Below are 15,384 nucleotides of genomic sequence, written 5' to 3' on the forward strand. Positions count from 1 at the left end.
AAAACTAACACGACGGTCCTGAAAAACAACTCGACGCTCCAGGGGGTCGGGGCCTGGATCGTCCGGCCGCTCACCCACGCCGACACCCTGGCACGACACTCCGACGACCAGGCCCGGTTGCGCCGGTCGCCGTCGTGGGCGGCCTGCTCTCGGCGGAGTTCCACACGGCCCGCCAACGGATAGCGTCCAACCCATGACCGTTGCCGCCGCCGTCGCGGACCTGAACGCCGGGGAACGCCTCAAGATCTGTGGCGAGCGGTTGGCGGTGGCCCTGATCGACCGCCTCGCCGGGCTGGCGGCCGACAAGGTGGACGGCCTCTCCGATCAGGTCGAGAAGATCGGCTCGGGCGGCGGCCTGAAGATGGGGGCGATCTTCGGCGCGGGCAACGCGCTGATGGCGGGCAGGAATCCGCTGTTCGGCGCGATGAAGGGCGCGTGGGGCGCGCTCGGCACCGGCCCGAAGATCGCCATCATCGTCGGGCTCGTGCTGCTGGGCGTGCTGAGCCCGGTGGCCCTCCTGCTGCTGCTCGTCGGCCTGCTGATCGCGGGGATCGTCTCCGCGGTGAAGAGCTAGCGGCTCGCCGCCCGCCGGTACTGCGCGCTCGCGAGCGGGGCGAACACCGCCACGACCGCCACGGCCCAGATCAGCGTGTAGAGCTGTGGGTGCTGCAGCGACCACGCGCCCGACGCGGTGGCGGCCGGGTTCGGGTCGGGGTTGCCGAACAGCTCTCGCGCCGCCTGCGTCACCGACGAGACCGGGTTCCACTCGGCGAACACCCGCAGCGGCCCGGGGAGCGTGTCCAACGGGACGAACGTGTTCGCCACGAAGGTCAGCGGGAAGATCACGATGAACGAGGCGTTGTTGATGACCTCGGGGCTGGGGATCAGCAGGCCCAGCCACGCCATGATCCACGAGACCGCGTAGGCGAAGATCAGCAGCAGCACGAAGCCCCACAGCGCCTCGAGCGGCCCCGTGTTGATGCGCCAGCCGACGAGCAGGCCCGTGATCGACATGACGACCAGCACGATCACGTTGTTGACCACGTCGGAGAGCGTGCGCCCGGTCAGCACCGCCGACGGCGCCATCGGCAGGGACCGGAACCGGTCGATGATCCCCTTCTTCACGTCCTCGGCGAGGCCCGCGCCGGTGTTGGTCGCCCCGAAGACCACCGTCTGCGCGAAGATCCCCGCGATGAGGAACTCGCGGTAGGCCGCCCCGCCGCCGCTCGGGTCGATCGCCCCGCCGAAGACGTACGCGAACAGCAGCACGAACATGATCGGCGAGAGCGTGGTGAAGACCAGCAGGTCGGGCACCCGCTTGATCTTGATGAGGTTCCGCTTGGCGACGACGGCCGCGTCGTTCACCACGTCGAGGGTGCTCACGACGCGTCCTCCTCCGTGGTGGAGCCGGTCAGGGTGAGGAACACGTCGTCGAGGGTGGGCCGCCGGACCCCGGCGTCGTCGACGTCGAGCCCCTCGGACTCGAGCAGGTCGAGCGCCTGCCGCAGCGCCTTGACCCCGCCCGCGACGGGCATCGTCAGGGACCGGCGGTGCTCGTCGGTGACCGGCGGCGCGACGCCGAGCGGGGTGACGAGCTGCCCCGCCTCGTCGAGCCGACCGGGATCGGTGACGGTGAGCTCCAGGCGCTCGCCGCCGATCTGGGCCTTGAGCTGGTCGGCGGTGCCGCGCGCGATCGCCTTGCCGTGGTCGATCACGACGATGTCGTCGGCCAGCACGTCGGCCTCCTCCAAGTACTGCGTGGTGAGCAGCAGCGTGGTGCCGCCCGCGACCAGCTGCTGGATCACGCCCCACATCTCGGTCCGGCTGCGGGGATCGAGCCCCGTGGTGGGCTCGTCGAGGAAGAGCACCGGGGGAGCGGCGACCAGCGCGCCCGCGAGGTCGAGGCGCCGCCGCATCCCGCCGGAGTAGGTCCGGGCCGGGCGGTCGCCCGCGTCCGCCAGGCTGAACTGGTCGAGCAGCTCCCGCGCGCGCTCCCGGCTGCGGCGCCGCCCGAGGTGGTAGAGCCGCCCGATCATGTCGAGGTTCTCGAACCCCGTCAGGTACTCGTCGACCGCCGCGTACTGCCCGGAGAGCCCGAGCCGCCGGCGGACCTCACGCGGCTGGGCGAGCACGTCGACCCCGTCGATCGTCGCCCGCCCGGCGTCCGGCCGCAGCAACGTGGTGAGGATGCGGACGATCGTCGTCTTCCCCGCGCCGTTGGGGCCGAGGAGGCCGAGCACGGTTCCACGCGGAACCTGCAGGTCGACCCCGTCGAGGGCGGTCACGTCGCCGTACCGCTTGACCAGCCCGGCGACCTCGATCGCCACGTCCATGAAGCCCCCTGATGTCCGGATCGGCGCGAGCGTAGCGACGGGGTCCGACAGCGTCGTCGGGATTCAGCTCCGGCCCGTGGCCCGCACCGCCGCCTCGATCGCCACCGCGAGGGTGTCCAGGAACGTGTCGTCGCACCGCTCCTGCGCGACGAGAACGCGGAACAACAGCGGCGCGATCAGCAGATCCACGGCGAGCTCGACGTCGACCGTCCCGGGCAGCTCGCCACGCGCCACCGCGGCGCGCAGCACCGCCTCCCCGGCGACCCTGCGGGGCGCCGCGACGTCCGCCCGGAGCACCTCGGTCAGGGCCGGCGTGTGCCGGACCTCGGCGAACAGCGTCGGGCCGATCGCGGCGACCAGCGGGTCGGAGACCTGGTCGCGCAGGGTGCCGAGCAGTTCCCGCAGGTCGCTCAGGAGGGCGCCCGTCGAGGGCGTCGGGGGCAGGGTGTCGGCGACCGACTGGCGGACGAGGTCGATCAGCATCGCCTCCTTGGACGACCAGCGCCGGTACAGGGCCGCCTTGCCCACGCCGGCGCGCCGCGCCACGGCGTCCATCGACATCCGCGCGTACCCCGAGTCCGCCAGCTCCGCGAACGCCGCCCCGACGATCGCGTCGGTGACGCGGGGCCGCAGCGCCGCGCCACCGGTCGCCGTCCGAGCCCCTGCCATGTCCTCACCGTATAGGAACGACACGGTTGCGTTCGTCGCATGCGCTCGACCGCCACGCGGGCGCCGGTGCTGCCAGGCTGCCCGCGTGACGGAGATGCTCGTCGTCGGCGTGGTGGGGATCGTCGTGCTCGCCGTGGCGGCCACCCTCGGGCCCCGCGTCGGGGTCGCCGCGCCGCTGCTCCTCGTCGTGGTCGGTGTCGGTGCGAGCTTCCTGCCGTTGTTCGCGGGGGTCGAGATCGAGCCGGAGTGGATCCTCGAGGGCGTCCTGCCACCCCTGCTCTACTCGTCCGCCGTCTCGATGCCGGCCATGAACTTCCGACGCGAGTTCGGGGCCATCAGCGGGCTGTCGGTGGTGCTCGTCGTGGCCGGCTCGCTGGTGCTCGGCTGGTTCTTCTCCCTGGTCGTCCCCGGTCTCGGGTTCGCCTGGGGCGTCGCGCTCGGGGCGATCGTCAGCCCGACCGACGCGGTCGCCACCTCGATCATCCGCCGGACGTCCACCTCCAGGCGCGTCGTCGCGATGCTGGAGGGCGAGAGCCTGCTCAACGACGCGACCGCGCTCGTCATCCTGCGCACGGCCATCGTCGCGACCGCCGCGGCCTTCTCGTTCTGGGGCGCGGTCGGGTCCTTCGCGTACTCGGTCGCGGTGGCCGTGGTCCTCGGCGCCGCCGTCGGGCGGCTGGCCCTGCTCGTCCGCCGCCGCATCGCCGACCCCACCGTCACCACGGTCATCTCCTTCGCCGTCCCGTTCCTCGCGTCGGTGCCCGCCGAGATCCTCGGGGCGTCCGGCCTCGTCGCCGCGGTGGTCGCGGGGCTGCTGACGGGTATCCGCGCGCCGCGCGACCTGTCGTCGCGCAACCGCCTCGCGGATTCGCAGAACTGGCGGACGGTCGAGTTCGTCCTCGAGGGCGCGGTGTTCCTGACGATGGGGCTGCAGATCCGCGGCATCGTCGAGAGCGTCGAACGCGACCACGCGGGCGTCGGGACCGCCGTGCTCGTCGCCGTCGCCGCCCTCGTCCTGACGGTGCTGGTGCGGGCCGCCTACGTCGCCCCGCTGCTGCGGGGCCTCGCGATCCGCGCCCGGCAGCACCGGTCGCTGCAGCCGCGCCTCGAGGACATGCAGGAACGCATGCGCACCGCCGAGGGCCAGGAGGAGTTCGCCGCCCGGTCCCGACGACGGGTCTCGCAGGCCCGGCTCGACCGCTTCGCCGTGCGGATCACCCGGGGGCTCGCCACCATCCGCTACTTCCTGCGGGAGCCGCTCGGGTGGCGCGAGGGCACCGTCGTGGTCTGGGCCGGGATGCGCGGGGCCGTCACCGTGGCCGCCGCGCAGACCCTCCCCGAGACCACCCCGCAGCGCTCCGTCCTCGTGCTGGTCGCATTCACCGTCGCGACGCTCTCCCTGCTGGTCCAGGGCAGTACCGTCGGCCCGCTCGTCCGCCGGCTCGCCCCACCGGTCGACCCCGCGGCCCGGGAGCGTGCCGAGGCCGAGCGCACCGAACTCCTCGACCTCCTGCGTCGGACGTCCACCGCGATCCCGGAGCCGGAGCGCCCCGACGCCGAGCCCGCGGTCGAGCGCGTCCGGGCCTCGGTCGAGCACCGACTGGTGGTGCTCGCCGCGCAGCGCACCGCCCTGCTCGACGCCCGCGATGACGGCGCCTTCGACGCGGACGTGCTGGAGGACGCGCTGGCCGACCTCGACGCCTCCGAGATCGCCATCGAGCTCCGGGGCCGCGGGACCGGGTGACCGCACGGGGTGTCGCCGTCGCGACCGCGGAGCGGTCGGGGACGGAGTTCCCGACGACCGGCGGCCCGTGCCGGGGGAGGATCGGCCCGTGGCCCGAGTGGACTTCTTCGACGACCCCGCCGCCCCGCGGGCGACCACCCGCATCCCCGGCGCCTCGGCGGCGGTGCGCGACGAGCAGGGGCGACTGCTGCTGATCCGGCGGGAGGACACCGGCACGTGGGCGCTCCCCGGCGGGATCTTCGAGCTCGACGAGACGATCGCGCAGTGCGCCGTGCGGGAGACCCGCGAGGAGGCCGGCGTCGAGATCGAGGTGACGGGGCTGGTCGGCATCTACACCGACCCGCGCCACGTCGCGCTGCTCGACGACGGGCGCGCCGTCCAGCCGCTCGGGGTCTGCTTCCACGCCCGAGCGATCGGGGGCGAGGCGCGCCCGGACGGGGTGGAGACGACGGCCGTGGCGTGGGTCGAGCCCGAGCGGATCGGGGAGTACGAGCTGTTCTCCAACCACGCGGTGCGCATCGCGGACGCCCTGCACCGCACCGAGCCGCGGATCGCCTGAGGGCGCGTCAGGCCGCCGGGAGGCCCCGGTACGTGGGCAGGTCGATCACGGCCGCGGCCGGGGAGAACCGGCTGAGCAGGCCACCGAAGCGGTCCATGACCCCGGCGGCCACCTTGAACGCCCCGCGTCGCAGCGCGTGACCGGCCGCGGTGCGCGGGTTCATGGCCCGGAGCATCGCCGGCTTCACGTCCTGCGCCCGGTCCACGAACGGGCGCATGACCTGCTCGTAGCGACGCAGGGCGGCGGGGACGTCGGTGCCGTCGGCCAGCTCGCCCGCCAGCACCCAGGACCCGGTGAACGCGAGACTCGTCCCGGTGCCGAACGGACCCGCGGACCAGGCGGCATCACCGAGCAGCACCCGTCGTCCGGAACTCCAGCGGTCCAGCTTGGCCTGCGCGACCGCGTCGAGGTACATCGGCGCGTCGTCCAGGGCCGCGAGCACCCGCGGCGTCTCCCACCCGACGTCGGCGAAGGTGCGGCGCAGCAGCAGCACCTGGCTCTCGCGGTCGAGCGCCTCCACCCCGCGCACGTCGGAGAGGAAGCTCAGCATCGCGCGGGTGGTGCCCCGGTTGTCGGGGCGCAGGCCCACCCCGCGGGTGCCGACCGTGTGCATCCAGCGCCACCACCGGTCGTCGTCGGCGGTCCGCGGGATCGTCAGGTAGGCGATGTAGAGGCCGAGCTCGACGAGGTCGGCCTGCGGCACGACGAGGTCGCGGGTGCGCGACCGGGTCCCCTCGGCCACGACCACCACGTCGGCGTCGATCTCCTCGCCGCTCGCGAGGGTGGCGGTGACGTGGTCGTCGTGGTCGACCAGGTCGGCGATCTGCTCGCCGAAGCGGTAGTCGGTCGAGTCGGCCGTCGCCTCGTAGAGGATCCGGGAGAGCTCGCCCCGCAGGATCTCCAGCTCGGCGGTCATCCCGTCGGAGTCGCCCTCGCCCGCCGGGAACTCCGCGACGGTGCCGCCGCGCCCGTCGAGGAAGCGGACGCCCAGCTCGCCCGTGCCGGCGCCCAGCAGGGCGCCCTCCAGCCCCATGCGGCGCACGACCTCGCGGCCGGTGCCGCGGATGTCGACGTTCTGCCCCTCGTCGCGCAGCCGCTCCGCCCGCTCGACGACCGTGACGCGCCAGCCGAGGGTGTGCAGCTGGTGGGCGAGAGCCGGGCCGGCGATGCTGGCGCCGGAGATCAGGGCGTGGGGCACGGGGTCGGATGCCCCGTCCTGAGCGTGGCTAACGAGTCGGGGCGGAGCTCGTGGCGCGCAGTCCGGCGGCCTCGAGCACGAGGTGGTCCTGCCCCTGCTCGCGCACCAGCAACGCCTCCTCGATCTGGGCGAGCAGCGATTGCAGGCGGGCGGCCTCGTGGTCGTCGTCGGCCGGGGCGCCGAGGTGGTCGGTGAGGCTCGCGACGTCGACGTGGAGCCGGACCGGCGGCTCGATCGGTTCGCCGTCGAGGGCGGCCAGGGCGAGCCCCGGGGCATCGGCGACGTCGGCCACGTCGGCGAGGTCGGCGCGGAAGCCGAGGGCGGAGCGGAAGCGGTCGAAGCGTTCCTGTGGGTCCATGGGCACCTCCGGGTCTGCGAGCCACCGATGGTGCGCAGGTACCCGGAGGTACGCCACGAGGTGCCGGTGTGACATGCGGCGGGTCCGCCGTGACGTCGCCGACGATGTGGCGTTGCCGTCACGGAGGTGGGTGGATGACCGACGACGCGCTGGGTGACGACGACGTCACCGCGCTGGTGGCGCGGCTGCGCCGCCGCCAGGTGTCGCCCGGGGAACTGCGCGCGGCCGTCGCGGCCCGGCTCGTGGCCGTCGACCCGACGCTCCGGGGCCTCGGGCTGGACCGCGCGGACGAGTCCACCCACCATGACGTCCTGCTCTCGCCCGTCCTGGCCCACCGGACGCCGCCGCTCGGGTGGCTCCACCCCGCCGTCCCGTTCGACGAACTGGCCGAGCGACTCGTGCGCTACGTCGGCTTCGCCCCGCTGCAGAACGTCGCGTGCGCCCCGGTGATCGCGGTGCCCGCGGGGCGGCACGGGGCCCTGCCAGTCGGGGTGCAGCTCGCCGGCCGCCCCGGCGACGAGGCGACATTGGTGGAACTGGCGTTCGAGCTGGAGTCGGCTGTCCGCACTGCGAACGGCGTACACGCCGTGTAGCGGATAGCCGTCCCTCATACGGCGGGTGGGCGAGACGGCCGCCACCCAGAGGAACCTCCGGATGGCGGCTGTGTCGGAGCGTCGACGCACTGAAGATCCCTGGTGCGCTTCGACGATGGGGGTTGGATGTCCGCAGGGATCGCCACAGCGGGTCGGGAGCTTCGGTACGGCATCCGCGGCACCGAGCACACCATGACGGTGAGTACCCCGGTCGCCCGCCCCGACCTGTGGGAGTCCTACGTCGCCGGCGCCCTGGAGGTGTACTCGTCCCACGGGGTGGCGCCCGCCCTCGAACTGGACCCGGATCTCACGTCCCTGATGTTCGTCGCGCACGACCGGCACGGCCGGGTGCGTGGTGGGATGCGCTCCCAGGGACCGCTCGATCACCCGGCGGAAGCCCAGGCCCTCGCGGTCTGGGAGAACGACGCCACGCTCCGCCGCTGGCTTCGGGCGCGTCTGGCCGACGGACTCGTCGAGTCCAAGGGTCTCTGGGTCGCTCCGGGTTTCGAGGGTCGGCGGGACGTCGTGAACGCCTTCGGCCGCGCCCCGGTCTATGCCAGCACGATCCTGGGCGCGCGTCACGGGATCGGGAGCGCCGCGCGCCACAGCGAGCGCCTGTGGACGTCGAGCGGGGCGATCGTCGAGGACGGCATACCTGCCGTTCCCTATCCCGACGACCGTTACCTCACCCGGCTCGTCTCCTGGGACCGCTGGAATCTCCCGGCGGGCATCTCGGACGACGTGCGACGGGCCATGGATCTGGAGACCGCCCAGTTGCTGGGCGTCGACGTGCCGCTGCCGCGGGTGGGCCGATGAACCTCGACGGCTCGCCGGAGGAGCACGCGGGCCGGCCGCAGGAGCACCGTGCGTTCGTGGTCGCCGAGCCACCAGTGGGCGCCGAGGTGCTCGACCGTCGGGCGGAGCAGCTCGCCGACCTGGCGACGTTGCGGGGCGACGTCGTCGAGGACGCTCCGGTCCACTGGGTCTACTACCCGTGGCGGAACACCGCGGTCGCCGTGCTCGGTCCGGAGCCGTTCCGGCGGCTGCGGCAGGATCGGAACCGCAACAAGATCACCGCCGCCGAGCAGCAGCGGCTCGCCGGATTGACCGTCGCGGTCGCGGGCCTGTCGGTCGGGCATGCGATCGCGCACACGCTCGCGCTCGAGGGCCTGTGCGGGCGCCTCCGACTCGCGGACTTCGACACCATCGCGCTCTCGAACCTGAACCGGATCCCGGCCACGGTGCTCGACCTGGGCGTGAACAAGGCGGTCCTCGCCGCCCGCCGGATCGCCGAGCTCGACCCGTGGCTGGAGACCGAGGTGTTCCCCGCGGGCGTCACCGCCGACGCGGTGGAGACGTTCCTCGACGGGGTCGACGTGCTGGTCGAGGAGGCCGACTCGCTCGACGTCAAGGTCCTGCTGCGCGAGTCGGCGCGAGCGCGTGGCATCCCTGTGCTGATGGCCACGAGCGACCGCGGGCTGTTCGACGTCGAGCGGTTCGATCTCGAACCCGACCGTCCGCTCTTCCACGGGCTCGTCGGTGACCTGGACTCGGCCGCGCTCGCGAGCCTCTCGACCCGGGACAAGGTCCCCCACGTGATGCGGATCCTCGGAGCCGCCGACGTGTCTCCCAGGATCGCGGCGTCGCTGGTGGAGGTGGGAACGACGCTGTCGACGTGGCCACAGCTCGGGTCCGACGTCACGCTCGGGGCCGTCCAGGTCGCCGCCGCCGTGCGCCGTCTCGGCCTCGGGCACGACCTCCCGTCCGGGCGTGTGCGGTGGGACCCCGACGACTGCCTGGCGGGGCTCTCGACGCCGTCGCTCCCGACGCCGGCGGACGAGGAGGTCGCCGATGACACCGGCGACGACGATATCCTCGAGGCGGTCCGCCGCGCACCCTCGGGCGGGAACGTCCAGCCCTGGCGGGTGGAGCGGGACGCCGACGAAGTCCGTCTGGTCCTCGACGAGTCCCGGACGAGCACGATGGATGTGGCCCACCGCGGCAGCCACGTGGCCCTGGGTGCCGCCCTGTTCAACGCACGGGTGGCGGCGGCCCGGGCGCGCCGGCTCGGCGAGGTGGCGATCCTCCCCGACGCGGACCGCCCCGACCTGATCGCGACGCTGCGCCTGGGGGACGGGTCCGACGACCGGTTGGCCGCGCTGGACGTGCTCGGCCGGGGGACCAACCGGGCTCTGGGACGACCGCAGCCGATCGCCCCCGAGGTCTCGGCGAGCCTGCGGGAGGCGGCCGAGGCGGAAGGGGGACGGCTGCACCTGGTGGAGCCGGGAGAGGCGCTGACGCGCGCCGGTGCCGCGATGGCCGAGGCCGACCGCGTCCGCTACCTCACCGCGCCGCTGCACCGGGAGATGTTCGAGGAACTCGTCTGGCCCGGGGGCGACACGACGACGGGCATCGACGTCGCGACGCTCGGCCTCGCGGAGGGCGACCTCGCGAAGCTGACCATCGCGCGACGTCCCGAGGTCATGGCGCTCCTCGCCGAGTGGGACGCGGGCTCGGCGCTCGCCGACGACACGCGGGACCGGGTCGCCTCGAGTTCCGCCCTCGCGGTGGTGGCGGTCCCGGGTGCGACGAAGCGTCACTTCGTGCACGGAGGAATGGCCGTCGAGGCCGTCTGGGTGACGGCCGAACGGTGTGGCCTGGCCGTCCATCCGGTCTCGCCCGTCTTCCTCTACGCGGTCGATCAGGAGGACCTCCGCGCCCTCTCCGAACCTTTCGCGGACACTCTCGACGGGCTCCGCGGTGAATTCCGCGCCGCGGTCGGTGTGGCTGATGACGAGGCGGTGGCTCTCGTGCTAAGGCTGAGCCACGTCGTGGGGGCGCCGGTGAGGAGCAGACGTCGCCCGGTCGGGGGGGTACGTCGGGATGCCTGAATGGCCGAATATTCGTTACGCTCTGTACGTGGACCAGCCGGATCACGACCCTGAGCCAACGAACCTGGACGAGTTGGTGACGGCCGTCGCGACGAGCCTCATGGGCGTCGACTCCGCCGGCCTGCGCTGCGCCGCCGCGTCCGTGCTCGCCCGCATGGTCCGTTACTTTGGCGTCGACCTCAGCTTCCTGCGCTTCCACGACCCTCGTGCGCACACCACCGTGCTCGTCGCCGAGTGGCCGCCGCGGCCCGACATCCCCGATCCGGACCCGCTCGGCGTCATCCCCTTCGCCTCGGCGGACCCCATCTTCGCCGCCAGCGAGTACTTGGCCGAGATCATGATCCTCCGGCCCTCGGAGTCGCCCGACTACCAGGAGCGCGTGCGCGACGGGTCCGGTGTGGAGCTGACGTCGGTCGCGGTGGTTCCGCTGCGCTCCGCCGGCGCGACCACCGGCGTACTCGGCTTCATCAAGTACGGCGACCGCGGCTGGGACGACGACGAGCTGCGGGCGCTCAAGACCATCGCGCTGCTGTTCGCCCAGATGCAGGGCCGGATGGCCGCCGAGGACCGGCTGCGTCACATCGCCCACCACGACGAGCTCACCGGCCTGCCGAACCGGCGCGCGCTGATGGAGCACCTCACGGGCCTGCTGGCGGCCGGGGTGTCCGGCACGCGGGCGCTCCTGTTCATCGACGTCGACCGGCTTAAGGCGATGAACGACTTCCTCGGGCACGAGGCGGGGGACCGGTTCATCGTCGAGATCGCCGACCGGCTGCGGGCCGCCGTCGACCCGGCCGACGTCGTCGCCCGGCTCGGCGGGGACGAGCTGGTCGTGTCCGTCGACGGGACGTGCGACGAGGCGCGCGCGGTCGCGCTGGCCGAGCGCATCCAGCGGGCGATCGCGCAGCCGATCCAGGTCGGCGGGCAGTCCCTCGGGCGCACCGTCAGCGTGGGCATCGCGGTGATGGAGCCGGCGTCGGTCTCGCTCGCGCAGTGGCTGCGGTCGGCCGACCACGCGGTCCTGGTGGCGAAGAAGCGCGGCGGCAACAACGTCGTGGTGTTCACCGCCGAGATGGAGAAGCGCGAGCAGGTCCGCGTCGCGGTGGAGATGAACCTGCTGACCGCGATACGCGACGGCTCGCTCACGGTCGCCTACCAGCCGATCGTCGACCTGCGCACGCGCGTGCCGGTCGGCGTCGAGACCCTCGTGCGGTGGAACCACCCGACGCTCGGGCCGGTCGCCCCCGAGCTGTTCGTGGGGGTCGCCGAGGCCACCAACCTCGCCGGGGAGCTGGGTGACTGGGTGCTCCGCGAGGCGTGCCGGCAGTTCGCCACCTGGCGGGCGGAACTGCCCGCCGGGACGATGGACGGGTTCGCCATCTCGGTGAACATCTCGCCGGTCCAGCTCATCGCGATCGACTTCGTCTCCACGGTGGCGACCACCCTCGAGCGCTACGGGCTCTCGGGCCGGGACCTCATCCTCGAGGTGACCGAGCACGCCGTGGTGAGCGACGACGCGGCGGCCCGCAGGACGCTGCACGGCCTGCGGGCGCTCGGCGTGTCCATCGCCATCGACGACTTCGGGACCGGCTACAGCTCGCTCGCCCAGCTCAAGGCGTTCCCCGTCAACACCCTCAAGATCGACCGGGGCTTCGTGCTGGACCTGGGCCACAGCCCGGACGACCACGCGATCGTCCGGTCGATCATCAAGCTGGCCGAGTCGTTCGGCCTGGACCTCATCGCGGAGGGCGTGGAGAGCGAGGAGGCCGCGGCCACCCTCGTCGAGCTGGGCTGCCGGGTGGCGCAGGGCTACCTGTTCTCCCGCCCGCTGCCCGCCGACCGGGTGGCGTCCGCCCTCATGAGCCGGACCGGGGGGACGACCTACTCGCGACGGGCGACGGGCTGATCGTCCTCGTCGCGCTCGGGGCATTCGAGACGCTCGGGGTCGGGGAGGTCCGAGCCGTCCCACAGGTCGCCGATGAGGTCACGCAGATTGCCGAGGAGCAAACTCATGGTCGTTCCCCTCGTGGTCGCCGTTCGCCGCGAGGTCGCCCGCTTCGTTTCCGGATCACCCCGATCTTGTAGCACGGTAACCGTTCCGTCGCCGTGGGTCCGTCCCTGACCGATCCCGAAGCGGCCCGCGGGCTACCGTGCACGCCGTGACCCCGGTGACCTCGGATCTCGTCGTGACCGCCGCCGTCCGCCTCGACGCGGTGGTGCCCGACGGCGACGGCGTCGTCTGGGGAGAGGGCCGCGCGGCCGACGGCGGCCGGGTGCAGCTCGTGCGCCGCGCGCCCGACGGGTCCGTGCACGACCTGCTCCCCGAGGGCTCCAACGCCCGCACCGCGGTCCACGAGTACGGCGGCGGGGCCTGGTGGGTCCACGACGGTGTCGTCTTCACCGTCGACTGGTCCGACCAGCGGCTCCGCCGGGTGTCGGCCGGCGAGGTCACGATGCTGACCCCGGAGCCCGCCGTCCCCCGTGGCGACCGCTACGCCGACGGTCACGTCGCCCCCGACGGCACCTGGCTGGTCTGCGTCCGCGAGCACCACCCGACCGCGGGTTCCCCGGCCACCGACGTCGTCAACGAGGTGGTGCGGCTGTCGGCCGTGGCGCCCTCGGAGCCGGAGGTGCTGGTCAGCGGGCCGGACTTCGTCGCGGCCCCGCGCCTGTCGCGCGACGCCGGCCGGCTCGCGTGGCTGTCCTGGGACCACCCGTCCATGCCGTGGGACGACGTCGTCCTGACCGTGCGCTCGCTCGAGACCGGCGACGAGACGGTGGTCGCCGGCGGGCCCGGGGAGTCCGTCGCCGAGCCCGCCTGGCACGACGACGGGTCGCTCACCTTCATCTCCGACCGCACCGGCTGGTGGAACCTCTACCGCTGGGACGGCACCTCCGTCGAGCCGCTCGTCGTGCTCGAAGGCGAGATCGGCGAGCCGGGCTGGCAGCTCGGCGGCTCCCGCTACGCCGTTCTCGACGACGGGTCGCTCGTCTTCGCGCGTTCGTCCGACGGGTTCGACGCGCTCGTGCTGCGGGCCCCGGACGGCACGCTGACCGAGCTCGACACCGGGTTCAGCGCGATCCGCTCCGTCCGCGCCGACGGGGACGGCGTCGTCTGCCTCGCGGGCAGCCCGACCACGGAGCCCGGGGTGCACCGGGTGTCGCGCACGGGCGAGGTCACGACGCTGCGCGCGCCGCGGGACCTCGGGCTCGACCCGACGACGATCTCGGTCCCCGAGTCCATGACGTTCTCCTCGGTGGGCCCCGACGGGGCCGCACGGGACGCGCACGCGCTGTACTACCCGCCGTCGGGACCCGTCTCCGGCGCCCCGCCGCTGCTCGTGGTGATCCACGGCGGCCCGACCGGTGCCGCCGCGCCGGTCCTCGCCGTCGGGCTGCAGTACTGGACGAGCCACGGCTTCGGCGTCGTCGACGTCAACTACGGCGGCTCCACCGGCTACGGCCGCGCCTATCGCGAGCAGCTCAAGGGCGCCTGGGGGATCGTCGACGTGGCCGACTGCCTCGCGGCGGCCCGGGCCCTCGCCGCGGCCGGCCGGGTCGACCCGTCGCGCCTGGCCATCCGGGGCGGCTCGGCGGGCGGGTTCACGGTGTTGGCGTCATTGGCTCGGCCGGACACGCCCTTCGCCGCGGGGGCCGACCACTTCGGGGTCGCCGACCTCGAGGCGCTCGCCCGGGACACGCACAAGTTCGAGTCCCGCTATCTCGACGGGCTGGTCGGCCCGTACCCCGAGGCGCGCGACGTCTACGTGGCGCGGTCGCCGCTGACCCACGTCGACGAGTTCTCGACACCGCTGATCGTGCTCCAGGGCGACGAGGACGCGATCGTGCCGCCGAACCAGTCGGAGATGATCGTCTCGGCGCTCCGCTCCAAGGGCGTGCCGGTGGCGTACCTGCTCTTCGAGGGGGAGCAGCACGGCTTCCGGGCCGCCGAGAACATCAAGCGCGCACTCGACTCCGAGCTCGCCTTCTACGCCCGCCTGTTCGACCTGTCCGTCGACGTCCCACCGGTGGAGATCGAGAACCTCTAGCCGGTGACGCTGTCCGCGCCGCCAAGATCATCGCGACGTGGAGGATTCGGACGCTGATCATCCGGATTCTCCACATCCCGATGATCTTGTGGGGGATCAGCGCGTCGCCCGGTGGGCCAGGGTGCGTCGGATCTCCGCGATCACCTTCGCCGGACGCTTCTCCAGGTCCTCCCACGTCACCTCCGCGACGACCCAGCCGTCGGCGACGAGAGCGCGGGTCCGGGCGCGACGCTCGATGAACCGCGAGGGGTCGGAGTGGAAGGCCCAGCCGTCGACCTCCAGCGCGAACTTCGCGTCCGCGAACGCGATGTCGATGATCACCCCGCGGCCGTCCGCGAGCGTCACCGCCAGGTTCACCGCCCACACCGTGATCCCGGCGTCCCGGAGCAGGGCGATCATGATCCGCTCGGCCCCGGAGGCGGCCCGGTCCGAGGCCTGCACCAGCAGGTCGTGGGCCGCCCGGGAACCGCGCCGACCCAGGTGGCGGGACTGCATCGTCCGGAGTTCGTCGAGGGACACGACCTTCTGCTGGAGCATGCGGTCGAGGAACGCCTGGCCCTCGTTGCCGAGCGCGACGGCCGCGTCCAGCACGGTGAGCGCCCTGCTCGTCACCCGCAGGCCGCGGTGCTGGACCCGGTCGCCCCGCAGGTCCCGGTGCACGACCGAGAGTCCGGCCGGCCTGGAGCGCGAGCAGCCGGGTGGCAGAGCGACGACGTTCGGGTGCGGGTTCACGACCCCGAGGCCGAGCCACCACGCGGCGGACACCCCGACGAGCGCGCCGACCGGCCGGATCCACTCCGCGGCGATGCGTACCCGGGCCGCGGCCGTCCAGGGCCACGCCCGCACGAAGTACACCCCCGGAGCGCGCCGGATCCACTCGCCGCTCGCGATCGTGCGGGCGATCTGGTCGTCGCTCATCCCGCAGTCCTTCGCCTGCGAGCGTGAGATGACACCGTCGCGGGACGCGATGAACTGTTCGACCGTCACATG

At 73.2% G+C, this 15,384-nt stretch carries 15 protein-coding genes; 8 read left to right on the forward strand and 7 right to left on the reverse strand.

All coding sequences use genetic code 11. From position 1 onward, the window contains the following. Positions 1 to 193: 193 nt before the first annotated feature. Complete coding sequence (locus tag A3CO_RS0108665) at positions 194 to 574, forward strand: hypothetical protein (protein ID WP_018331851.1); 381 nt, start codon at positions 194 to 196, stop codon at positions 572 to 574. On the opposite strand, the gene A3CO_RS0108670 is transcribed toward A3CO_RS0108665, so the two are convergent. From A3CO_RS0108670 to A3CO_RS0108680, 3 genes are all read right to left on the reverse strand, one after another. Further along, on the reverse strand, positions 571 to 1,383 hold the full coding sequence (locus A3CO_RS0108670; protein WP_018331852.1) for an ABC transporter permease: 813 nt from the start codon (positions 1,381 to 1,383) through the stop codon (positions 571 to 573). The genes A3CO_RS0108665 and A3CO_RS0108670 overlap by 4 nt on opposite strands. Then, complete coding sequence (locus A3CO_RS0108675; protein WP_018331853.1) at positions 1,380 to 2,333, reverse strand: daunorubicin resistance protein DrrA family ABC transporter ATP-binding protein; 954 nt, start codon at positions 2,331 to 2,333, stop codon at positions 1,380 to 1,382. The genes A3CO_RS0108670 and A3CO_RS0108675 overlap by 4 nt, the downstream gene beginning before the upstream one ends. A gap of 63 nt (positions 2,334 to 2,396) precedes the next feature. Next, on the reverse strand, positions 2,397 to 3,002 hold the full coding sequence (locus tag A3CO_RS0108680) for a TetR/AcrR family transcriptional regulator (RefSeq protein WP_018331854.1): 606 nt from the start codon (positions 3,000 to 3,002) through the stop codon (positions 2,397 to 2,399). Between the two features lie 94 nt (positions 3,003 to 3,096). Between A3CO_RS0108680 and A3CO_RS0108685 the strand changes: the two genes are divergently transcribed. Both A3CO_RS0108685 and A3CO_RS0108690 read left to right on the forward strand, forming a co-directional pair. Next, on the forward strand, positions 3,097 to 4,746 hold the full coding sequence (locus A3CO_RS0108685; protein ID WP_245561470.1) for a cation:proton antiporter: 1,650 nt from the start codon (positions 3,097 to 3,099) through the stop codon (positions 4,744 to 4,746). Positions 4,747 to 4,834: 88 nt separating this feature from the next. Beyond that, positions 4,835 to 5,305 (forward strand): NUDIX domain-containing protein, encoded by a 471-nt coding sequence (locus A3CO_RS0108690; RefSeq protein ID WP_026204409.1) that lies wholly within the window; start codon positions 4,835 to 4,837, stop codon positions 5,303 to 5,305. A 7-nt stretch (positions 5,306 to 5,312) separates the two neighbouring features. Here A3CO_RS0108690 and A3CO_RS0108695 read toward each other — a convergent pair whose 3' ends face one another. Further along, positions 5,313 to 6,503 (reverse strand): FAD-dependent monooxygenase, encoded by a 1,191-nt coding sequence (locus A3CO_RS0108695; protein ID WP_018331857.1) that lies wholly within the window; start codon positions 6,501 to 6,503, stop codon positions 5,313 to 5,315. A gap of 28 nt (positions 6,504 to 6,531) precedes the next feature. Next, on the reverse strand, positions 6,532 to 6,861 hold the full coding sequence (locus A3CO_RS39375; protein WP_018331858.1) for a hypothetical protein: 330 nt from the start codon (positions 6,859 to 6,861) through the stop codon (positions 6,532 to 6,534). Between the two features lie 134 nt (positions 6,862 to 6,995). Here A3CO_RS39375 and A3CO_RS0108705 point away from each other — a divergent pair, with 134 nt between their 5' ends. From A3CO_RS0108705 to A3CO_RS30990, 4 genes are all read left to right on the forward strand, one after another. Further along, positions 6,996 to 7,454, forward strand: a complete 459-nt coding sequence (locus tag A3CO_RS0108705; protein ID WP_018331859.1) for an amidase family protein — start codon at positions 6,996 to 6,998, stop codon at positions 7,452 to 7,454. 126 nt (positions 7,455 to 7,580) lie between these two features. Continuing rightward, a complete protein-coding gene (locus tag A3CO_RS30985) occupies positions 7,581 to 8,270 on the forward strand; it encodes a hypothetical protein (RefSeq protein ID WP_157647243.1) in 690 nt (229 codons plus the stop codon). Further along, complete coding sequence (locus A3CO_RS0108715) at positions 8,267 to 10,345, forward strand: Rv1355c family protein (RefSeq protein ID WP_018331861.1); 2,079 nt, start codon at positions 8,267 to 8,269, stop codon at positions 10,343 to 10,345. Before A3CO_RS30985 ends, A3CO_RS0108715 begins: the two co-directional genes overlap by 4 nt. A 76-nt stretch (positions 10,346 to 10,421) precedes the next feature. Then, entirely contained in the window at positions 10,422 to 12,251 is a 1,830-nt protein-coding gene (locus A3CO_RS30990; RefSeq protein ID WP_018331862.1) for a putative bifunctional diguanylate cyclase/phosphodiesterase, read from the forward strand. Here A3CO_RS30990 and A3CO_RS39950 read toward each other — a convergent pair. Beyond that, positions 12,227 to 12,358 carry a hypothetical protein gene (locus A3CO_RS39950; RefSeq protein ID WP_281167683.1) on the reverse strand — a complete coding sequence of 44 codons (132 nt, stop codon included), beginning with the start codon at positions 12,356 to 12,358 and terminating at the stop codon, positions 12,227 to 12,229. The two genes, A3CO_RS30990 and A3CO_RS39950, sit on opposite strands and share 25 nt — an antisense overlap. A gap of 146 nt (positions 12,359 to 12,504) precedes the next feature. Between A3CO_RS39950 and A3CO_RS0108730 the strand changes: the two genes are divergently transcribed. Further along, positions 12,505 to 14,394: a S9 family peptidase gene (locus tag A3CO_RS0108730; RefSeq protein WP_245561468.1), complete on the forward strand. Its 1,890-nt coding sequence runs from the start codon at positions 12,505 to 12,507 to the stop codon at positions 14,392 to 14,394. 96 nt (positions 14,395 to 14,490) lie between these two features. Here the strand turns inward: A3CO_RS0108730 and A3CO_RS0108735 are convergent, their stop codons facing one another. Beyond that, the gene (locus tag A3CO_RS0108735) at positions 14,491 to 15,381 is read right to left on the reverse strand and encodes a type IV toxin-antitoxin system AbiEi family antitoxin domain-containing protein (RefSeq protein ID WP_018331865.1); all 891 of its coding nucleotides are present in this window, start codon (positions 15,379 to 15,381) and stop codon (positions 14,491 to 14,493) included. Between the last annotated feature and the right edge of the window lie 3 nt (positions 15,382 to 15,384).

It is taken from the genome of Actinomycetospora chiangmaiensis DSM 45062 (genome assembly GCF_000379625.1).
Taxonomy (GTDB): domain Bacteria; phylum Actinomycetota; class Actinomycetes; order Mycobacteriales; family Pseudonocardiaceae; genus Actinomycetospora; species Actinomycetospora chiangmaiensis.